Source organism: Aeromonas sp. R4-2 (genome assembly GCF_040908295.1).
GTDB lineage: Bacteria > Pseudomonadota > Gammaproteobacteria > Enterobacterales > Aeromonadaceae > Aeromonas > Aeromonas veronii.
This window is the reverse complement of sequence record NZ_JBFODL010000014.1, coordinates 155,656-176,832: the sequence shown is the minus strand read 5'-3', so window position 1 is coordinate 176,832 and position 21,177 is coordinate 155,656. Positions and strand designations below refer to the sequence as shown.

18 protein-coding genes are annotated in these 21,177 nt (G+C 61.2%); 5 read left to right on the top strand and 13 right to left on the bottom strand.

Going from position 1 to position 21,177, the window contains the following annotated elements:
* Positions 1 to 64: 64 nt before the first annotated feature.
* From AB5Y99_RS11295 to glyA, 11 genes are all read right to left on the bottom strand, one after another.
* The gene (locus AB5Y99_RS11295) at positions 65 to 1,621 is read right to left on the bottom strand and encodes an ABC transporter substrate-binding protein (protein WP_042054176.1); all 1,557 of its coding nucleotides are present in this window, start codon (positions 1,619 to 1,621) and stop codon (positions 65 to 67) included.
* Between the two features lie 70 nt (positions 1,622 to 1,691).
* A complete protein-coding gene (locus AB5Y99_RS11290; protein WP_100654430.1) occupies positions 1,692 to 3,416 on the bottom strand; it encodes an ABC transporter ATP-binding protein in 1,725 nt (574 codons plus the stop codon).
* Between the two features lie 487 nt (positions 3,417 to 3,903).
* A complete protein-coding gene (locus tag AB5Y99_RS11285; RefSeq protein ID WP_021230380.1) occupies positions 3,904 to 4,398 on the bottom strand; it encodes a phosphatidylglycerophosphatase A in 495 nt (164 codons plus the stop codon).
* The gene (gene thiL, locus AB5Y99_RS11280; protein WP_159143094.1) at positions 4,395 to 5,354 is read right to left on the bottom strand and encodes a thiamine-phosphate kinase; all 960 of its coding nucleotides are present in this window, start codon (positions 5,352 to 5,354) and stop codon (positions 4,395 to 4,397) included. Before thiL ends, AB5Y99_RS11285 begins: the two co-directional genes overlap by 4 nt.
* A 57-nt stretch (positions 5,355 to 5,411) precedes the next feature.
* On the bottom strand, positions 5,412 to 5,825 hold the full coding sequence (nusB, locus tag AB5Y99_RS11275; RefSeq protein ID WP_005343514.1) for a transcription antitermination factor NusB: 414 nt from the start codon (positions 5,823 to 5,825) through the stop codon (positions 5,412 to 5,414).
* Between the two features lie 14 nt (positions 5,826 to 5,839).
* On the bottom strand, positions 5,840 to 6,310 hold the full coding sequence (gene ribE / locus AB5Y99_RS11270) for a 6,7-dimethyl-8-ribityllumazine synthase (protein WP_005338866.1): 471 nt from the start codon (positions 6,308 to 6,310) through the stop codon (positions 5,840 to 5,842).
* A gap of 203 nt (positions 6,311 to 6,513) precedes the next feature.
* A complete protein-coding gene (ribBA, locus tag AB5Y99_RS11265) occupies positions 6,514 to 7,623 on the bottom strand; it encodes a bifunctional 3,4-dihydroxy-2-butanone-4-phosphate synthase/GTP cyclohydrolase II (RefSeq protein WP_144714263.1) in 1,110 nt (369 codons plus the stop codon).
* A 149-nt stretch (positions 7,624 to 7,772) separates the two neighbouring features.
* Positions 7,773 to 8,426, bottom strand: a complete 654-nt coding sequence (locus AB5Y99_RS11260) for a riboflavin synthase (RefSeq protein ID WP_368209726.1) — start codon at positions 8,424 to 8,426, stop codon at positions 7,773 to 7,775.
* A gap of 55 nt (positions 8,427 to 8,481) precedes the next feature.
* Positions 8,482 to 9,591 (bottom strand): bifunctional diaminohydroxyphosphoribosylaminopyrimidine deaminase/5-amino-6-(5-phosphoribosylamino)uracil reductase RibD, encoded by a 1,110-nt coding sequence (gene ribD, locus AB5Y99_RS11255; RefSeq protein ID WP_368209725.1) that lies wholly within the window; start codon positions 9,589 to 9,591, stop codon positions 8,482 to 8,484.
* A gap of 97 nt (positions 9,592 to 9,688) precedes the next feature.
* A complete protein-coding gene (nrdR, locus tag AB5Y99_RS11250) occupies positions 9,689 to 10,138 on the bottom strand; it encodes a transcriptional regulator NrdR (protein ID WP_005338880.1) in 450 nt (149 codons plus the stop codon).
* A gap of 150 nt (positions 10,139 to 10,288) precedes the next feature.
* On the bottom strand, positions 10,289 to 11,542 hold the full coding sequence (glyA, locus tag AB5Y99_RS11245; RefSeq protein ID WP_005338884.1) for a serine hydroxymethyltransferase: 1,254 nt from the start codon (positions 11,540 to 11,542) through the stop codon (positions 10,289 to 10,291).
* Positions 11,543 to 11,867: 325 nt separating this feature from the next.
* On the opposite strand from glyA, the gene AB5Y99_RS11240 reads away from it, so the two are divergent.
* On the top strand, positions 11,868 to 12,152 hold the full coding sequence (locus tag AB5Y99_RS11240) for a hypothetical protein (RefSeq protein ID WP_368209724.1): 285 nt from the start codon (positions 11,868 to 11,870) through the stop codon (positions 12,150 to 12,152).
* 48 nt (positions 12,153 to 12,200) lie between these two features.
* Here the strand turns inward: AB5Y99_RS11240 and torS are convergent, their stop codons facing one another.
* Positions 12,201 to 15,026, bottom strand: a complete 2,826-nt coding sequence (gene torS / locus AB5Y99_RS11235; protein ID WP_368209723.1) for a TMAO reductase system sensor histidine kinase/response regulator TorS — start codon at positions 15,024 to 15,026, stop codon at positions 12,201 to 12,203.
* 70 nt (positions 15,027 to 15,096) lie between these two features.
* Between torS and torT the strand changes: the two genes are divergently transcribed.
* Together torT and AB5Y99_RS11225 are read left to right on the top strand one after the other, a co-directional pair.
* The gene (gene torT / locus AB5Y99_RS11230; protein WP_236324204.1) at positions 15,097 to 16,143 is read left to right on the top strand and encodes a TMAO reductase system periplasmic protein TorT; all 1,047 of its coding nucleotides are present in this window, start codon (positions 15,097 to 15,099) and stop codon (positions 16,141 to 16,143) included.
* A 37-nt stretch (positions 16,144 to 16,180) separates the two neighbouring features.
* Complete coding sequence (locus AB5Y99_RS11225) at positions 16,181 to 16,585, top strand: GFA family protein (RefSeq protein WP_005338893.1); 405 nt, start codon at positions 16,181 to 16,183, stop codon at positions 16,583 to 16,585.
* A gap of 36 nt (positions 16,586 to 16,621) precedes the next feature.
* Here the strand turns inward: AB5Y99_RS11225 and torR are convergent, their stop codons facing one another.
* On the bottom strand, positions 16,622 to 17,335 hold the full coding sequence (gene torR, locus AB5Y99_RS11220) for a two-component system response regulator TorR (protein ID WP_043822859.1): 714 nt from the start codon (positions 17,333 to 17,335) through the stop codon (positions 16,622 to 16,624).
* A gap of 145 nt (positions 17,336 to 17,480) precedes the next feature.
* Between torR and torC the strand changes: the two genes are divergently transcribed.
* Positions 17,481 to 18,647, top strand: coding sequence for a pentaheme c-type cytochrome TorC (gene torC, locus AB5Y99_RS11215; RefSeq protein ID WP_083243727.1), 1,167 nt, complete (start codon positions 17,481 to 17,483; stop codon positions 18,645 to 18,647).
* Between the two features lie 27 nt (positions 18,648 to 18,674).
* Positions 18,675 to 21,167, top strand: a complete 2,493-nt coding sequence (gene torA / locus AB5Y99_RS11210) for a trimethylamine-N-oxide reductase TorA (RefSeq protein ID WP_304520166.1) — start codon at positions 18,675 to 18,677, stop codon at positions 21,165 to 21,167.
* Positions 21,168 to 21,177: the final 10 nt, after the last annotated feature.

Genomic DNA, 21,177 nt, shown 5'->3' with positions numbered 1-21,177 from the left:
GCTTCTGTTAGTGGGCGGAGTGGCCAGCTGACCACCCCGCCCCGTCCTTCCTTGCGACGTTCTCTTACTTGCTGACCACCAGGTCACCCAGGTAAGGGAAGTTCATCACGTTGACCACTGGCTTGATGTCGACGTTCTTCTTGGCGCCATAGGCCAGATCTTCCCAGTGCAACGGCACGTAGGCAGCATCTTCGATCAGCATGGCTTCGACCTTCTTCAGCATCTCGGCACGCTTGGCAGGATCGGTCTCGGCGTTGGCATCCATCACCAGCTTGTCAGCTTCGGCGTTGGCGTAACCGGCGCAGTTGTACTGACCCATACCGGTCTTGGCATCCTTGGTGAAGGTCAGGAACTCGAAGAAGTTCGCGGTATCTTCAGTGTCGGAGTGCCAGCCGATCAGCTGCATGTCCGCGGCGCACTTGTCAAACTCGGGCCAGTACTGTGCCACCGGCATGGTCTTCAGATCCACCTTGATGTTGATCTTGGCCAGCATGGCGGAGACAGCCTGGGCAATCTTGACGTCGTTGACGTAGCGGGCAGCCGGGGAGATGAAGGTCATCTTGAAGCCTTTCTCGTAACCGGCCTCTTTCATCAGCTCCTTGGCCTTGGCCAGGTCATACTGGGGCACCAGCGCCTCGTTGTGACCGGCATAGCCTTTCGGGCTCAGCTGACCAGCAGGGGTACCGAAGCCCTTGTTGATCTTCTCGACGATACCCACCTGGTTGATGGCGTAGTTGATCGCCTGACGTACACGCTTGTCTTTCAGCGCCGGGTTGGTGTTCTGGTTCAGCTCGATGATGATGGCGCGGGTACCGGACAGGGTAACCAGCTGGGAGTCCTTGCCATTCTTCACGCGCTCCAGATCGTTCGGCGCAACCGGATAGATCATGTCCACGTCGCCACCCAGCAGGGCTGCAACACGAGTCGCATCTTCCTTGATGGGCACCACGGTCAGGTTCTCAACGTTACCCTTGGAGGCCTTGTCCCAGTAGTTGGCGTTGCGGGCATAATCCAGCTTCACACCCTGCTCGCGGAACTTGACGGTGAACGGGCCAGTACCGGAGACGTGGGTAGAGGCATAGGAGTCGCCGTTTTTGACGATCTCGGCCTTGTCTTTGCCCGCTTCGGTCTTGCCGGTGTAGAACTTGGAGTCCATCGGGAAGATGTAGGTGACGGTCTGCAGCACCAGCGGGAACGGCTTGGCGGTAATCAGATCGACGGTGTAGTCATCAACTTTCTTCACTTCGCTGATGGGATCGAAGATCGCCTTGAAGTCGACGGAGGATTTCAGGCGGTTGACGGTCCACACCACGTCGTCTGCGGTGAAGTCGTTACCGGAGTGGAACTTGACCCCTTTGCGCAGGTGGAAGCGGACGGTCTTGTCATCGACACGCTCGAACTTCTCGGCCAGACGGGGCTCGAACTGCAAGTCCTGGGTGTAACGCATCAGGGGATCGAATACCAGGTGCGACATCTCCAGGGTCTGACCGGAGAGCTGCTCCTGCGGATCCAGCGAAGTGGCGTCAGAAGCGACCCCCACCTTGATATCGGCGGCTGAGACACTGAAGGCGAAACCGGCGGCAAACAGCGCCAGGGCAATCTTGGACAATCCTTTCTTCATCTTGTTCTCCATGCTTTTGGCTTTCTTATGACACTTTTTTTGACAAGCAGACCGGCGCACCGGCGCTCTCCTAGCTTGCGATTTCCAGCCCCTCGCGGGACATTCCCTTGAACTCCGGCATGAGGGAGATCAGCTTGCGGCTGTACTCATGCTCGGCATTGGTAAAGAGTTTCTCGGTCTCTGCCACTTCCACCAGATGACCGTGCTGCATCACCCCGATGCGGTCGCACATCTGGCGGATCACCGGCAGATCGTGGCTGATAAACAGCATGGTGAGCTTGAGCTCCTGCTGCAGATCCTTGAGCAGGTTGAGGATCTGGGCCTGCACCGACACATCCAGCGCCGAGGTCGGCTCGTCACAGATAAGGAAGCGCGGGCGAGTGGCCAGGGCGCGGGCAATAGAGATGCGCTGGCGCTGACCGCCGGAGAACTCGTGGGGATACTTGAGGCCAGCACCACGACCGAGACCCACATGATCCAGCAGATCGCCGACGATCCCCTCGATCTGGCTCTCGCTGCTTGCCAGCTGATGGAAGCGGATCGGCTCGGCAATGATGTCGCGTACCTTCATCCGCGGGTTCATCGAGGAATAGGGGTTCTGGAACACCATCTGCATCTGGCGACGCAACGGGCGACGCTCGCGCTCGCTCTTGAGAGCGGTCAGATCGATCCCCTCGAAGAAAATCTTGCCGGTATCAGGCGGATAGAGACCGGTGATGGCGCGGGCAATGGTCGATTTGCCGGAGCCCGACTCCCCCACCAGACCGAAGGTTTCACCCTCGAAGATCTCGAAGCTGATGTTGTTGCAGGCGCGTACATACTGGCGGCGGCTCGGGAAGATGGAGTCCTTGGTGACGAACTTCAGATCGACGTTCTCCACCCGCAGCAGCGCCCCTTCATAGGCTCGCTCGTCCTGACTCTGGCCGAGCCAGTGGGTCTTGAGGTCGATATTGGTATCCGGCGCACTGGCATCCTCGATATAGGAGACCAGCGGGAAACGCACCAGCTTCACGTCGGAGCGAGGTACCGCCGAGATGAGGCTGCGGGTATAGGGGTGATTGGGGCTGCCCAACACCTGTTCGGTCAGGCCGAACTCCACCAGATCGCCGCGATACATCACCGCCACCTTGTCGGTAACGTTGGAGACCACGCCCATGTCGTGGGTCACCAGCATGCAGCCCACCTGACGCTCTTTGCAGAGGGCGCGGATAAGCTGGAGGATCTGATCCTGAATGGAAACGTCCAGCGCCGTGGTCGGCTCGTCGGCGATGATCAGCTCCGGATCGCAGGAGAGCGCAATGGCGATAACCACCCGCTGACGCATGCCACCGGAAAACTGGTGTGGATACTGCTTGATGCGCAGCTCCGGCTGCGGAATACCCACCGCCCCCATCAGTTCCAATGCCTTGGCAAAAGCGGCTTCGCGAGAGAGGTCGGTATTGGCCAGAATGGTCTCCACCAGCTGATGCTCAACGGTGAACAGTGGGTTGAGGGAGGTCATGGGGTCCTGAAAGATGAACCCGATACGGGAACCACGGATGGCCCGCATCTCGTTCTGGCTCTTGCCGGAGATGAGCTCGCCATTGAGATAGATATCGCCACGGGCGATGCGACCCGGCGGGCTCAGGAGATCGATAACGGCGTTGCCGATGGTGGACTTGCCGGCGCCGGATTCACCGACCACCCCGACAATCTCACCCTTTTCGATAGAGAAAGAGAGATCCTTCACCGCGGCCAGCACCCCGTAGCGGGAGGGGTACTCGATCCGCAAGTTCTTTACTTCGAGCAAGGACATGTTTACCTCTGCGGGGGACATCCGTCCCAAATAATTCGTCCGTAAATCAGCCGCAGATGCCGGTTGTTACCTTGGGCAATATTTGCTCAATCCATGAGGCAGCGAAACCAGCGATCCGGGCGGGTTTTTTGCATTTTTTTGGAATAACCCGCGAGTAACTTAGACGGTTTGACCACGGGTGTAAATGATTGAGTTATACAATTCCGCAATGTTTTGTGCAGATAACCACCAATTCGGCAGAGATAAATGATGATTTTCATCACACAAATGGCCGGTGCGTCCGTACATCTATTGGTATCATTACTTTAATTTCAACAACAACGCAACAAGCAGCATTTATCACTATTTCCAAAACAATCACCAGCCCCGAATGAGTAGTGAATATTTATGTGAAATGGATGATAAACGGCAGCATATGCCGATGAATGAAAATTAAGCAGATATAAATCGGGGGATGCCAGAACGGTCATCCCCCGGAAGGTGGCTCTCAACCGAGCCAGAATGCCAGTAATTGCATACAAAACAGGGCGAACAGGCCGGCGATCAGATCGTCCAGCATGATGCCCAGACCACCGTGGATCCGGCGATCAAACCAGGAGATGGGCCAGGGCTTGAGCACATCAAACAACCGGAACAGCGCGAAGCCCGCCACCACCCACTCCCAGCCGGCTGGCGCTGCGATCATGGTGACGCCAAAACCGATCACCTCGTCCCAGACGATGGCGCCGTGATCCGGCATGCCGATGGCATCGGTGGCGCTCTGGCAGATACGAATACCGACAACAAAACCCACCGCCAGCAAGGCGATAAACCAATAGGTCGGCAGCCCGCTCACCAGCAGGTAGAGCGGAATCGCCGCCAGGGTGCCCATGGTGCCCGGCGCTTTGGGGCTGAGACCGGAACCAAACCCCACCGCCAAAAAGTGAAGCGGATTTTTCAGATCCAGTCGTGTCAGCTCGGGCTTTATCCTGAACAAACTCATGCGAAGTGATCCCACCCTTTCAGTTGCAGCTCGACCGCTTGGTCGCCACGCAGGTAGTCGATGCCCGGCTCGCCCGCCACGATGCGGCCGATGCGGCTGAACTTGACCCCGCTGTGGGCCAGCGCCGTATCGAGCGCGCCGCGGTGCTCCTCCGGTACGGTGAAGCAGAGCTCGTAGTCATCGCCACCGGCCAGCGCCAGTTGCCACGCCTCCTGCTCGCTCACCGCATCCTGCAGCACCGGCGAGAGCGGCAGCAGATCGAGCTCGATCTGGGCCCGCACGCCGGACGCCTTGAGGATATGGCCGAGATCCGATGCCAGACCATCGGAGAGGTCCAGCGCACTGCCCGCCAGCCCGCGCAGCGCCTGACCGGCCAGAATGCGGGGATGGGGATGGTCGAGCCGTGGCAGCACCGCAGCCAGCTGGTTCTCGTTGAGGGTGCGTTTGCCCAGCAGGTGGGAGAGCGCCAGCGCGGCATCTCCCAGAGTGCCGGTCACATAGATGCCGTCACCGGCTTTGGCACCGCTGCGCATCAGGGCGCGACCGGCAGGCACCGATCCCTTCACCGAGATGGTGATGGAGAGCGGCCCGCGGGTCATGTCTCCGCCCACCAGCGCCACGTTGTAGTACTCGGCCAGCTCCAGAAACCCTTCGGCAAAACCGGCAACCCAACCTTCGTTGATGGCAGGCAGGGTCAGCGCCAGCGACACCCAGCGTGGCTCGGCACCCATGGCGGCGAGATCGGAGAGATTGACCGCCAGCGCCTTGTAGCCGAGATCCACCGGATCCATGTCGGGAAAGAAGTGTACGCCGCTCACCAGAGTGTCGGTGCTCACCGCCAGCTGGGTATCGGGGGGCAGGGTCAGCAGGGCACAGTCATCTCCAGGGCCCATCACCACGTCCTTGCGGGCGTGGGGAACCTTGAAGTACTTATCAATCAGCTCAAATTCACCCATACAGTAAAAAGCCAGCAATAAGCTGGCTCCTCTCTTAGATGCTGACGGACAGCAGGATCAACGCTTGTTCAGCGACTTGATCACCTTGTCCAGTACACCGTTGACAAACTTGTGGCTGTCATCGGCAGCAAAAGCTTTGGCCAGCTCGATCGCTTCGTTGATGACCACGCGCGGCGGTACATCATCACGACGGGTCAGCTCGTAGGTCGCCAGACGCAGGATCGCCTTGTCCACCATGTCCACTTCTTCCAGCGGACGGGAGAGGAAAGGTGCAAACACCTTGTCCAGCTCGCTGCAGTGGAGGGCTACCCCGAACAGCAGATCGCGGAAATAGTTCAGGTCTACACCCTTGGTGTCCTGATCGATCTTGAACTGCTCTTCGATGTCACCCACGTTAGCCTTGGTCATCTGCCACTGGTAGATGGCCTGGGTGGCGCAATGGCGGGCTTTACGGCGCTCAGACGGTTTCAATGTACTTCTCCTCGTTACACGTCCAGTTCTTTCAGGACGTTGATCATTTCGAGCGCTGCCAGTGCAGCCTCTGCACCCTTGTTACCCGCCTTGGTACCTGCACGCTCGATGGCTTGTTCAATGTTTTCAGTGGTCAGCACACCGAAGGCAACGGGAATTTCATATTCCATCATTACCTGGGCCATGCCCTTGCTGTTCTCGTTTGCCACCAGGTCGAAGTGGTAGGTGCCGCCACGGATGACAGTACCGACCGCCACGATGGCGTCGTATTGACCACTCTTGGCCAGCTTCTTGATGACCAATGGCATTTCAACCGCGCCCGGCACTTTTACCAGTGTCAGGTTGCTGTCCTGCACTTGACCTTGACGCTTCAGTACGTCCACCGCGCCGTTCACCAGACTGTCGTTGATGAAGCTGTTGAAACGGGCAACAACAATAGCAACGCGCGCCTCAGGAGCGGCGATATTTCCTTCGATAACCTTCATTGGAAATCCTGTATCTGTGCAATCAAAAGGGCCGGAGTCAAAAGTGCGCACATTCTAGCACAACAGACCCACGACAAAAACCATGGCCGCAATAGACAGCCATGATCGCGATGTAACCAGTCCGGCGCGCTTACTCGCCGGTAAATTCCACAACTTCCAGGCCTAAACCACCCGGAAGGGGATGGTACTTCTCTGGTAGAACGTTATTCGCCGATGTACTCAACCACTTCCAGGCCGAAACCACCGAGGGCATGGTACTTCTTCGGCGAGCTCAACAGGCGCATCTTGCTCACGCCGAGCGCCTTGAGGATCTGGGAACCCACACCAACACGGCGCGAGGTGCCCTGCCACTTGGCTCCTTCCGGTGCCAGTCCCTTGTCGGCGGCTTCAAAACCCTTGACCCGGGCCAGCAACTCGGCGCCATGGGATTCCGCTCCCAGGATCACAAGCACCCCGCCCTCGTCGGCGATGCGGGCCATAGATTTGGGCAGCGGCCAGCTGCGGGCGGCGTGGCGGTCGGTCAGCAGCAGATCGCTCAGCACATCGTGCAGATGGACGCGCACCAGGGTCGGCTGGTCCGCCTGTACCTCACCCTTTTTCAGGGCGAAGTGAACCTGATTGTCGATGGTGTCACGGAAGGTGATGAGGTCAAACTCGCCAAACTCGGTCGGCAGCTTGCACTCAGCCACCTTCTCGACCGTGGTCTCGTGCTGGTTGCGGTACTCGATAAGGTCGGCGATGGTGCCGAGCTTGATGCCGTGCTGCTCGGCGAAGATCTCCAGGTCAGGACGGCGCGCCATGGTGCCATCTTCGTTGAGGATCTCGACGATGACGGCGGCAGGCTCGAAACCAGCCAGACGGGCCAGATCGCAGCCCGCTTCGGTGTGACCGGCGCGGGTCAGCACGCCGCCATCCTGTGCCATCAGTGGGAAGATGTGGCCCGGCTGCACCAGATCGGCCGCCTTGGCATTGGGCGCCACAGCGGCCTGCACGGTCACCGCACGATCGGCGGCGGAGATACCTGTGGTCACCCCTTCTGCCGCCTCGATGGAGACGGTAAAGGCGGTGGAGAACTGGGCATTGTTGCGATCCACCATCAGCGGCAGCGCCAATTGCTTGCAGCGATCCCGAGTCAGGGTCAGGCAGATGAGGCCACGGCCGTAGCGGGCCATGAAGTTGATATCCTCCGGACGGACGCAGGAGGCGGCCATGATGAGGTCCCCTTCGTTCTCCCTGTCTTCGTCATCCATCAGGATCACCATCTTGCCAGCCTTGATATCGGCAATGATTTCCTGGGTTGTGCTCAGCGCCATGGGCTACTCCATCAGTGTGCTTGGGGGTTGAGCCAGCAGGCTCAACGCAAATTCGAGTGTATGTTGCTCTAGATTGGGGCTAGCGGCTCCATTTCAATCAGAGCGGGATCACAGAAAATCGTTTTGGGGGCCAGATTCAGCGCTCACCGTCAGAGAAAACCGGCCTTGGCCAGCGTCTCCATGGTCAGGGTCGAGGCGCTGCTCTCCTGACTTTTTCCCATCATCAGCCGCTCCAGATAGCGGGCGATTTGATCCACCTCGAGGTTGACCTTGTGGCCCGGCTTCCAGCTGGCGATGGTGGTCTCCTGGGCGGTGTGGGGCACGATAGTCAGGCGGAAAAGGTCGCCCTGCACCGCGTTGACGGTGAGGCTAATGCCATCCACCGCAATGGATCCCTTCTCGGCGATATAGCGGGAGAGCTCGCCCGGCGCCTTGATCCAGTACTCGATGGCGCGGCCGCTGCTGGAGACGCTTTTCACCTCCCCTACCCCGTCCACGTGGCCGGAGACCAGATGGCCGCCGAGGCGGGAGGTGGGCATCAGCGCCTTCTCGAGATTGACCCGATCGCCCACCTTGGCGGCGGCAAAGCCGGTTCGGGAGAGGGTTTCCAGCGACACGTCGGCGGTATAGCTCTTGTCGCCGAGCGCCACGACGGTGAGGCAGACGCCGTTGGTGGCGATGGAGTCGCCCAGTTTGACGTCGCTAAAATCCAGACCTGGTGCGTGGACGGTGAGGGCCATGTCATCGCTCTGACGACGCAGTTCGGCCAGGGTTCCCACCGCTTCGATAATTCCGGTAAACATGCAGATCACCTTGCTGATGACGGGGGCTGATTATGCCCCCTTGAACATTGATAAATCAGGCTATTTTGGCGGTAATGCGAATATCCGGCCCCACCATGCGCACGTCCTTGATGGCGAGCTTGGGCGCCTGGAACAGCCGGGTCAGGCCCGGCAGATGGAACAGGCCGCGCCCTTCGTCACCCATCAGTTTGGGTGCCTGATAGAGCACCAGCTCATCCACCAGCCCCTTCTCCAGCAGAGCGCCGCAGAGCCGCGGGCCCGCCTCGACCAGTACCGAGTTGACGTTCTGCTTGGCCAGCAGCATGAAGAGGCTGACCAGATCCAGCTTGCCATCCAGCAGCGGCAGCTCCAGCTGCTGCACCCATGCGGGCCACTCGCCGGACGCCTTGTGACGGGCCAGCAGCACCGGACTCTCGCTCTGGAACAGCGGCAAGTCGGGTGTGAGGCGGTTTTGCGAATCGACGATGACTCGCAGCGGCTGGCGCAGGGTCTCTTTGGGGTAGCTCGCCTTGACCGAGGGGGGCAGCTCGTCCCAGCGCACGGTCAGGGAAGCGCCATCGGCCAGCACGGTTTCAGCGCTGGAGAGCACCGCATCGTGGCGGGCCCGCAGTCGTTGCACGTCACGGCGCGCATCCGGGGAGGTGATCCACTGGCTCTCGCCGCTCGCCATGGCGGTGCGGCCATCGAGGCTGGCCCCCAGCTTGACGGTCACCCGCGGGAAGGCGGTACGCATCCGCTTGAAAAAGCCCAGGTTGAGCGCTTCGGCTTCGCTCGCCAGCAGGCCGAAATCTGTCTTGATCCCCGCTTCGGAGAGCATCCGCAGGCCACGTCCGCCCACCTGGGGATTGGGATCGACCATGGCTGCTACCACCCGGGCCACGCCGGCGTTGATCAGCGCCTCGGCGCAGGGGGGAGTACGACCGTGGTGGGAGCAGGGTTCGAGGGTCACATAGGCGGTAGCGCCACGGGCGTTGTCACCGGCGGCGCGCAGGGCGTAAACCTCGGCATGGGGCTCGCCCGCCTTCTGATGCCACCCTTCGCCAACTACCACGCCATCTTTCACCAGCACAGCGCCGACGCAGGGGTTGGGGGCCGTGGTGTAGCGGCCGCGGCGGGCCAGTTCGAGGGCCCGATTCATCCATTGGTAATCATCTTGACTAAACATTCGGGCTCCTTTGACAACACATCTCGACTTTACGCAGTATCGTAGGTTCGATTAGCGCAGCGTAATCGGACGCGGCAACATGGGTGAGCATGGAGGTTTACTTCTCCAGCTTGGCAATCTCTTCGCCGAACTCGCGAATATCTTCGAAGCTGCGATAGACGGAGGCAAAGCGGATATAGGCCACCTTGTCCAGACTCTTGAGCTCATCCATCACCAGATTGCCCACCAGCTCGGAGGCGACTTCGCGCTCACCGGTGGCACGCAGGCGGGATTTGATATGGTTGACCGCCTTTTCGATGGCCTCCATGCTCACCGGCCGCTTCTCCAGCGCCCGCAGGATGCCGGCACGCAGCTTATCTTCGTTGAACGGCTCACGGGAACCGTTGGACTTGATGACGCGGGGCATCACCAGCTCGGCCATTTCGAAGGTGGTAAAACGCTCGTGACAGAGCAGACACTCACGACGGCGGCGCACCTGATGGCCTTCTGCCACCAGACGGGAATCGATCACCTTGGTATCAACCGCACTACAGAATGGGCAATGCATCGGACCTCCGGCGTTAATGGAACAGGGACCGGCCCGGCGGGCCAGGATCTAGGTCGGCCAGTGTAGCACGGCCATCCAAAACCGGTAAAAGCCAGAAAAAACAATGCCACCCGAAGGTGGCATTGGTCTCAAACCGGATGGTCTGACTTATCAGCCATAAACCGGGAAGCGGCGGCAGATATCCAGCACCTTCTCACGCACGGTGGCCAGCACGGCATCGTTGTCGTGGTTGTCCAGTACGTCGCAGATCCAGTGGGTCAGCTCGATGGACTCGGCTTCCTTGAAACCGCGGCGGGTGATGGCCGGGGTACCAATACGCACACCGGAGGTGACGAACGGGGAGCGCGGGTCATTGGGCACGGAGTTCTTGTTGACGGTGATGTTGGCTTTGCCCAGTGCGGCGTCAGCATCCTTACCGGTCAGCTCGCGGCCGATCAGGTCAACCAGCATCAGGTGGTTGTCGGTACCGCCGGAGACGATCTTGTAACCGCGCTCGATAAAGGTCGCAGCCATCGCCTTGGCGTTTTTCACGACCTGAGCCTGATAGGTCTTGAACTCCGGCTCCAGCGCCTCTTTGAAGGCAACGGCTTTACCGGCGATGACGTGCATCAGCGGGCCACCCTGACCACCCGGGAAGACGGCAGAGTTGAGCTTCTTGTAGAGTTCCTCGTCGTCAGCGGCGGAGAGGATCAGACCACCGCGCGGACCGGCCAGGGTCTTGTGAGTGGTGGAGGTAACCACGTGAGCGTGGGGAACCGGGTTCGGGTAGACGCCAGCGGCGATCAGGCCAGCCACATGGGCCATGTCGACGAACAGGTAGGCACCGACCTTGTCGGCGATTTCGCGCATGCGGGCCCAGTCAACGATGCCGGAGTAGGCGGAGAAGCCACCGATCATCATCTTCGGCTTGTGCTCGACAGCCTGACGTTCCATGTCGTCGTAGTCGATCTTGCCGGACTCATCGATACCGTAAGGCACGATGTTGTAAAGCTTGCCGGAGAAGTTGACCGGAGAGCCGTGGGTCAGGTGACCGCCGTGGGCCAGGTTCATGCCCAGCACGGTGTCGCCCGGCTGCAGCAGAGCCATGTAAACGGCGCTGTTGGCCTGGGAGCCGGAGTGCGGCTGCACGTTGGCGTAAGTGGCACCGAACAGCTCTTTGGCGCGCTCGATAGCCAGGGTTTCGACCACATCCACATACTCGCAACCACCGTAGTAACGCTTGGAGGGGTAACCTTCGGCGTACTTGTTGGTCAGCTGGGAGCCCTGGGCTTCCATGACACGGGGGCTGGTGTAGTTCTCAGACGCAATCAGCTCGATATGCTCTTCCTGACGACGGGTTTCGTCTGTGATGGCCTGCCACAATTGCGGATCATAATTGGCGATGGTCATGTCACGTTTCAACATCCGTTTCTCTCCTGAAAATCGTTTGCGCGTTAGGTGAAGTGGGCGCGGGCATTGTAACGTGAGCTGGATCAAAGAGACAGTCCAACCACCTAAAAAAATGTTGAATTTATGTTGTAAAAAAACAAGATTCCCTCCCCGTTCAATACCCTGGCCGCTCCGTCAAACGGCACATTTTTCATCCCGCTGCGGGCGGGCAAAACCCGAAGGGGATCACAACGCCCTCTTTATCCATCCTGTAACATATTCATTCGAAACAAATTTAATGATGATGGAGCTGATTGCAGCCATGCATCCGAGGGGCTGCACCTAACCGGAGGAGTTCAAGATGGACCATCTGCTGACATTCGTGATCCTGGCTGTCTTTTTTCTGTTCTACTGGGTCTACTACACCAGCCAACGCAAACATGTCCCCACCACCTCGTGGGAGCAGCTCCCCACCAAAGCCGACTATCTGGCGGCCCACCCTGAATCAGTCGATGGCGATATCATCTTCTGTTATCACTGCGGCCACCCCGAGTTGCTGGAGGTGGGCATGGTGCACCTGACCGATTTTCGTCGGGAATGGGTCTGTGCCAAGTGCAAGCAGGTGCTGTTTCGCGAGATCGAATAACGGCGCAGGGACTGGCCCCCTCTGAACGTTGTGCATCGCCAGCAGGGATCAGGGCTGCGAATCCCTGTTGGCCGCCAGCCACTGCTGCAACCCGCTCACCGCCGCGTCAAATTGCGCCCCGATTGCCGCAGGCTCCCCGCCTCCCGCCTCAAGAGCCGCACAGTGGCTGGCAAATTCGGTCAACCCCAGCGCCAGCGCACTCCCCTTGAGCTTGTGCGCCAGCTGACGTTGCTCACTCCCCTCACCCTGAGCCAACTTATCTACCAACACCCGCCCTTGCGACTCAAACAGCGCGACCAGCTGGCGGATCCGCGCCATACCGAGCAGGGGTAGATCGGCGTCCAGCACCGGATTGGTCCACTCGGGCTGGTTAGTTGGGGGCACGGCTACTGATAACTGCACCTGCGGCTCGATAGCGGCGCCCTCTTGCCGAAATAGTTGATCGATGGCGTTCGCCAGCACCGCCAGCCGCACCGGCTTGCCGACAAAATCGACGAAGCCGACGGCAAGGCAGTGGCGGATATCCTCCGGATACATCTGGGCCGAGATGGCGATGGCGGGCAGCGACCGCTCATGCATCTCCTCACTGATGGCGGCCAGATCCTCGCGCAGGGTCATGCCGTCCATATCGGGCAGATTGATATCGAGCAGCGCCAGCTCGAAGGGGCGCTCGGTTACCAGCGCCAGCGCGCTGCGACCATCCTCCGCCAGGGTGACGCGATGGCCGAGGCGGGTCAGCATGCCGTGCGCCACTAACCGGTTGATCTCGTTATCCTCCACCAGCAGGATGTCGCGGGACTGACCAAGGTGCAGCGGCTGTGCCTCGGCGGGCAGTTGGGCGCTCGAGCGTTGCAAGGGCAGGCTGAAGCTGAATTCACACCCCTGGCCCGGTTCGCTGGCAAGGTTCAGCTCGCCTCCCATGGCGGCCACCAGCTTGCGGCTGATCGCCAGTCCCAGCCCGGTGCCGCCCTGATGGCCTATATCACGCTTGCGCTGGCGAAACGCCTCGAACACCGCCTCCTGCTCATCGGCCGGAATACCGGGGCCGGTATCGCGCACCACGAAGCGGATGCAGGGCTCGGCGCAAGGGCCTTGGCAGGCAAGAGGCGCCACCGTCAGGGTAATCTGGCCACGGGCGGTAAACTTGACCGCATTGCCGAGCAAGTTGCCGAGCACCTGGCGCAGCTTGCCCAGATCCCCCTCGACCACAGGCGCCAGCCCGGGCGCATATTCCAGCGCCAGGGTGACCCCCTTGGCCGCAGCCTTTGGCCGGAACAACGCGCTGAGCTCATCCACCAGCTGGAACAGGGGGAAGGGTTCGCGGCGCGCCTCCACATGACCCGCCTCGATCTTGGAGTAGTCGAGAATGTCGTTGAGGATCTCCAGCAGGGATTCGCCACTGTGCTCGATGGCGGCCAGATAGCGCTGCTGGGTATCGCTCAGGTGGGTATCTTCCAGCAGCGTCAGGCCCCCGAGAATGCCGTTCATGGGGGTGCGGATCTCGTGGCTCATGGTGGCGAGAAACACCGACTTGGCGCGGTTGGCCTGTTCTGCCTCGGCGCGGGCCTGCCGCTGCTTCTCCACCTCCTCATTGAGCCGCTCGTTGGCGTGGCTGAGCTGGCCAGTGCGCTCCTCGACCCGCGACTCCAGCTCGCGCTGATAGCGGCCCAGCTCCACCGCATTGTCACGAAACACCTGCAGGGCCCGCCCCAGCTCCGCCAGCTCATCGCGCCCGGTACTGGCGATCGGCTCAAGGGGGGCCAGATCCCCGCGCGCCAACCGGCTCATCCCCGCCACCGCCCGTTGCAGTGGCCAGACGATCCGGCCGTAGACCATGCGCCACATCAGCAGCATCAGCAGTAGCAGGGTGAGCAGGCCAATGGCCATCAACGCCTGCTCCAGCAGCCTGAGGCGCTGGCTTAGCGCCTGCTGGCTCTGCCCCAGCGAATCGCGGGCACGGCTGACCAGCTCACCGACCTGCTGGTTGAGGCTGCTCATCAAAGCCTCATTGGCATTGGCCAGCACCCGCAGCGCCTCCCCCTTGCCGAGCCAGTCGCTGCGCAGTTGCACCAGCTTGTCGCTCTGCGCCAGCACGGTCAGCGCCTGTTCCACCGCCTGCCGGCGGGCCGGGTCGGTCACTGCCCCGGCCCGCAATTGCAAGATAGCCAGCTCCCGCTGCCCCTCTTGCAATAGCGTTTGCAACTGTTCCTGCCGTTCGCTGCGCCACATCTCTTCGATGCGCTGCTGCTGCATCAGGGTGCGATGGCGCAGCTCGGTCATCTGCTCCAGCCAGTCGAGATCCTGCTCCAGCAGGCGGTCCAGCGTCCGGGTCGCCTGCGCGCCTTGCTGTTGGTAGAGGGAACCCAATCCCGCCACCATCACGGTTTCGGCGTTCTCCATCTGGCTGCGCGCCAGCTCGGCGATCTGTCCGGCCGCCGCCACCAGACGGGCACGCTGCGCCTCACCCTGCGCCATCAGGGTCAACCGCTCCCCCACCAGCCAGCCCTGCTGACCCAGATTGCCGATGATGCTCTGACTGAGCTGATCGAGGCTTGTTGAACCCTGCCCACGGCCAAGTTGCGCCAGTACCTGTTGTAGCTGTTGCCCTTGCAGAGTGAGCAAGCGCCCCTGATGCTCCCGCTCCTGCTCGCTGGTTGCGGTGGCCAACAGCCGCGACGCGCTCTGGATCTCGCCGCTGAGGCGAGAGAGCGTGCGGGCCAGCTCCTGATCGGCCAGAGTCTGCTGCACCCCTTGCTCCAGCTGGCGCAGATGGCTAAGCCCCACCCAGCCCAGCAGGGAGGCACTCAGGGTCAGCAACGCCATCAGGGAGAAGGCCAGCAGCAACTTGCCACCCAGGCCGGAAAAGATTCTCACGGGAAGTCCCTTGGTTGTGGTCGGCTTTGACCGGATAATATGGCCCAACACTTTAACAAAACCCCTGGCCATGCGAAGCGTCTATCTCTCCCCGTTGTTGCTGATCTGGTTGCTAATGCTTCCCAGCGCCGCCCTCGCCTTTGCGGTCGATATCTGGCCCGGCGGCGAATTCAGCGGCCAGCCGGTGCGCCAGCAGTGGCCGGAACCCGCTGCCGCAACCAAACCGCTGACCCTCTGTGCCCTCTACCCCCATCTGCGCGACGCCTACTGGCTCTCGGTCAATCAGGGCATGGTGGACGAGGCGAAGCGGCTGGGAGTCAAGCTGCAGATCCACGAAGCGGGGGGCTATGGCGCCCTCGCCGAGCAGCGCCAGCAGTTGCAGCGCTGCGTGCAGGAAGGGAGCGACGCCATCTTGCTCGGCGCGGTGAGCTATCAGGGCTTGCGCGAGGCCATCAAGGTCACGCCGCTACCGCTCTTTGGGTTGGTCAACGATCTACCCAGCGGTCTGGTGCAGGCGAAGGTGGGGGTCTCCTGGTACCAGATGGGCTGGCAAATCGGCCACTGGCTGGCGCAGCGCCACCCCGCCGGCAGCAAGCCGGTCTCGGTCGCCCTCTTCCCCGGCCCGCAGGCAAGCGGCGGCAACAACTTCGTCGAGCCGGGCTTTGCCGACGCCATCAAGGGGAGCGCCATCAAGCTGGTCACCACCGAGCGCGGCGACAACAGCCGGGAAATCCAGCGCACGCTGGTGCAGCAGACGCTGGCCCGCTATCCCGACCTCGACTATCTGGTGGGAGGCGCCATCGCCGCCGAAGTGGCGGTCAACGAGCTGGCGCAGCGCCATCTCGACAGGCCCCAGGTGCTGAGCACCTACTTCAGCCACGGAGTACAGCGAGGCCTGCGCCGGGGCAAGATCCTGGCCGCCAACAGCGATCAGATGCGGCTGCAGGGGCGCCTTGCGGTCGCTCAGGCTGTCTGCCTGCTACAACACCCTGATGCCAATACCGAGCAGTGCCCGCGGGTGATGGGGCCACCCATTCTGACGCTCTCTGCACCGCTGGCCGCCCCCGCAGATTCCCTCTCGGATGGCGCTTTTCGCCCCGTCTATCGGGTCGAATAGCCGCTCCAAATCCTATCAGCACACTCAAGGAGAAGAGATGAAAGAGTTACATGCCAGCTGCCTGTGCGGCGCCGTCGCCCTGACCCTGCCGGATCAGTTCGACTATATGGGGAACTGCCACTGCAGCGAATGCCGCAAGTTTTCAGGGGGAGATTACGCCTCGGTCGGCGGACTGGATGGCAACAAGGTCACCATAGTGAAGGGAGAAGAGGCCATCGGCCGCTACCGGAAATCGGCAGAGACCACCCTGGCCTTCTGTCGTCACTGCGGCTCCAGCCTGTTCAGCCAGAAGAGCAGCAGCGGCAAGATCAATCTGCGGTTGGGGGTACTGGACGACGTGCCGAGCCAGCGACCCGCGTTTCACATCTTTGTCGGCTCCAAGGCACCCTGGCACCAGATTGGCGACGACTGCCCGCAATTTGATACCCGCCCGCCGGTCTGACACCCGCTCAAACAGGTCAAGGCCACCGCAACGGGGTCAGGAGGCTATCTCGCCGGCAAACAGATAGCCTTCACCATGGACGGTGACAAACAGCTGGGGATCCCGCGGATCCGCTTCCATCTTGCCGCGCAGCCGCCGGATCAACACGTCTATGGTGCGATCGCTCGGGCCATCGCCGCGATGGCTGATGAGGGTCAGGATCCGCTCCCGACTGAGCACCCGTCCGGCATGGGCGACAAAGGCCACCAGCACTTCATATTCGGCCTTGGTCAGCCGCACCGGCACTCCGTCCTTGCTGAGCTGGCGGCGGGGAATATCAAAACGCCAGGGGCCAAAGCGCACCGCATCGTCAGCCACCGCAGGCTCGCTCGGCGCAGCGGCCGCCAGCGAGATCCGCCACAGCAGATTCTTGACCCGCACCAGCAACTCCCGTAGCTCGAACGGCTTGGTGACATAGTCGTCGGCCCCCATCTCGAGGCCGACAATCCGGTCCACAGCATCGCTGCGGCCGGTGACCAGAATGATCCCCACCGTGCTGCGCGCCCGCAGTTCACGGGTCAGCAGCAGACCATCTTCCCCCGGCAGGTTGATATCCAGCATCACCAGATCGACCGTCTGATCCGCCAGCACAGCGCGCATCTCCTGGCCGTTTTCGACCGCCGTCACCCGATAGCCCTCCCGCTCGAAATAGCCGGTCAGCTTCTCGCGGGTAACCGCATCATCTTCAACAACCAGAATGTGGTAGCTCATGGGCAGGGTTCACGATGGTCGACAAGGGAGGATTATTCTATTCACATTTTGTCATAAATACCCCTATTTCATTAATTTGTGGCGGCAGCCCTGTTCATAACGCCTCCCTATCATGGCTCCCATCAAAAAAGTGATGTGAGAGAGCATGATGAAAAAACTGTGGCACTTCCTGCGCACCCCCAGCCGTCGCTGGTCGGTACTGGCGCTGCTTCTGGTGGGCGTCGGCGTCACCCTCGCGGGCACCGTAGGCCTGCACTACGGCTTTGAGAAAACCAGCAGCCTCGAATTCTGTATCTCCTGCCACTCCATGAAAGACACCGTCTATCCGGAGTACAAGGAGTCCATCCACTTCAAGAATGCCTCAGGGGTACAGGCGGTCTGTACCGACTGTCACCAGCCGAAGGATTTCGTCGGCAAGGTGGCCCGCAAGATGGAGGCGGCCAACGACCTCTATCAGGAGTACATAGGCCACAGCATCGACACCCAGGAGAAGTTCGAGGACCGGCGCCTGCATCTGGCCGAGAAGGTGTGGGCACGGATGAGCAGCCAGAACTCCAAGACCTGCAAGTCCTGCCACAGCTACGACAACATGGATCACGCCAAGCAGTCCCCGGCGGCAGCGCTGGCGATGAAAGATGCGGCGGCGAAGAACATGAACTGCATCGAGTGCCACAAAGGCATCGCCCACGAACTGCCCAACATGGCGGGCGGCTTCCGGGCCACTTACGCCACCCTGGTCAACGACGCGCAAGAGGCGCCAGCCACCGAGACCCTCTACAACCTGGGTGAAAAAGATCTCTACGCCAGCGAACAGAGCAGCGACCCGGTCGGCAAACTGCTGCCTGCCTCCCGCATCGACGTGGTGGACCGCAGCGGCGATCGCCTCAAGGTGACCATCGAAGGGTGGCGCGAGAGCGATGGCAAGGGCCGGGTGCTGAGCGAATACATGGGCAAGCGGGTCTTCGTCGCCACCATCCGTGACGAACTGAAAGCGAGCGAGAAAGTGCTCAAACAGGAGACCGACAGCGCCACTCATATCAAGTGGGAGCAGGTTCAGGTGCAGGCCTGGGTCGATGGCAAGGGCTTTGAGTCCTCGCTCAAGCCAATCTGGGATTACGCCGGCGAGATGTACAAATCTACTTGCAACTCCTGCCACGGCGCGCCGGATCCCGCTCACTTCACTGCCAACGGCTGGATCTCGGGGCTCAAGGCAATGTCTGCCTACTATCGCCTGAGCAAGGAAGAGGAGCGCACCCTGCTCAAATACCTGCAAAACCATGCCGCCGATACCGGTGGTCAGGGCAGCCACTAAGTCCGGATTCGAAAGAGGAATAACAAGATGATCAATATTTCCCGTCGTGGTTTTCTGGGTGGCTTGCTGGCCAGCGGTGCCTCTGCCCTGATCGGCCCCTCCCTGCTCGGTCGCGCCGTAATGGCCGCCGAGTCCGGCGACAAGCTGGTGCAGTCCGGTTCCCACTGGGGCGCCTTCCGTGCCCGGGTGGTCGATGGCCGCTGGGTCGAGACCCTGCCGTTCGAGCACGACAAGCACCCCACCGACATGCTCAAAGCCTTGAGTGAAGTGGTCTACAACCCCTCCCGCATCCGCTACCCCATGGTGCGACTGGACTGGCTGCGCAAGGGCCACCAGTCCGACACCAGCGAACGCGGCCAGAACCGCTTCGTGCGGGTGACCTGGTCTCAGGCGCTGGACTTCTTCTATCACGAGCTGGAGCGGGTGCAGAAAACCTATGGCCCGAGCGCCCTCTATGCCGGTCACTCCGGCTGGCAGTCGGTGGGCAAGCTGCACTCTGCTGGCGCCATGTTGGGGCGTGCCATGAACCTGCACGGCACCTATCTGGCCAAGGCCGGTGACTACTCCACCGGTGCCGCCCAGGTGATCCTGCCCCACGTGGCCGGCGCCATGGAGGTGTATGAACAGCAGACCTCCTGGCCGCTGGTGCTGGAGCACAGCAAGACCATCGTTATCTGGGGCTCAGATCCCATCAAGAATCTGCAGGTGGGCTGGCTGGTGCCGGATCACAGCGTCTACGACTACTGGGCGCAGCTCAAAGAGAAGGTGGCCAAGGGCGAGATCCGGGTGATCAGTGTCGATCCGGTCAAATCCAAGACCCAGAAGTACCTCAATTGCGATCAGGTGACCCTGAATCCGCAAACCGACGTACCGCTGATGCTGGGCATCGCCCACACCCTCTACAGCGAGAAGCGTCACGACGAGGCGTTTCTGAAGAACTACACCACCGGTTTTGACAAGTTCCTGCCCTACCTGCTGGGCACCAGCGATGGTCAGGTGAAGGATGCCGAGTGGGCCGCCGCCATCTGTGGCGTACCAGCCGAGACCATCCGCGAGCTGGCCCGCGCCATGAGCAGCGGCCGCACTCAGCTTATCGGCGGCTGGTGTGTGCAGCGCATGCACCACGGCGAACAGTACGCCTGGATGCTGGTGGTTCTGGCCTCGATGATTGGCCAGATCGGCCTGCCGGGGGGCGGTTACGGCTTTGGCTGGCACTACAACGGGGCGGGCACCATCACCTCCAGCGGCCCCATCATGTCCGGTTTCAGCTCGGTCATTCCCGGCGTTAAACCACTCCATGACGGCGACTGGAAGGGCTACTCCAAATACATTCCGGTGGCCCGCTTCGTCGACTGCATCCTCAATCCGGACAAGCAGATCGCCTTCAACGGCCAGACCATCACCTACCCCCACATGAAGATGGCGGTGTTCTGCGGCAACAACCCGTTCCACCACCAGCAGGATCGCAACAAGATGGTCGCCGCCTGGCGCAAGCTGGAAACCGTGGTCAGCATCGATCACCAGTGGACCGCCAGCTGCCGCTTCGCCGATATCGTGCTGCCCGCCACCACTACTTATGAGCGGGATGACATCGAGCAGTGGGGTTCTCATTCCAACGCGGGCATTCTGGCCATGTACAAGGTGGTGGAGCCGCTGTTCGAGGCGCGCGATGACTACGACATCTTCGCCGATCTTTGCCGTCGCTTCGGTCGCGAGGCTGAATTCACCGGTGGCAAGAGCAAGCTGGAGTGGATCCAGAGCATCTATGACGACGCCCGCCTGCAGGGCCGCGGCATCGGCATTCGTCTGCCCCGTTTCAGCCAGTTCTGGCACGGCGAAGGCTTCGTCACCTTCCCGGCGGGCCAACCCTGGGTGCGCCACGAGTCGTTCCGTCAGGAGCCGGACCTGGAGCCACTAGGCACCCCTTCCGGCCTTATCGAGATCTACTCCAAGACCATCGCCGACTACGGCTATGGGGATTGTCCGGGCCACCCGGTCTGGATCGAACCCTACGAGCGCTCCCACGGCGGGCCGGGCAGCAAACAGTACCCGCTGCACCTGCAATCCTGCCACCCGGACAAGCGGCTGCACAGCCAGCTCTGCTCCTCCGACAACTACCGAGCCACCTACACGGTGCAGGGTCGCGAACCTGTCTATATGAATCCGCAGGATGCCAAATCCCGCGGCCTCAAGGACGGCGATCTGGTGCGGGTGTTCAACGGTCGCGGTCAGGTATTGGCTGGTCTGGTGGTGAGCGATGACTACGCCCCTGGGGTGGTGCGCATTCAGGAAGGTGCCTGGTATGGCCCGCAAGAGGGCGGCAAGGTAGGGACGCTCTGTACCTACGGCGATCCCAACGTGCTGACCGCCGACATCGGCTCCTCCAGCCTGGCGCAGGCTACCACGGCCCATACCGCGCTGGTGGAGATCGAGAAGTTCCGCGGACAGGCGCCCGCCGTCACCGCCTTCGGCGCGCCTGAATCGGCCAAGGGCATCGACCCCATGTTCCCGGCACTCTGACCACGGAGGG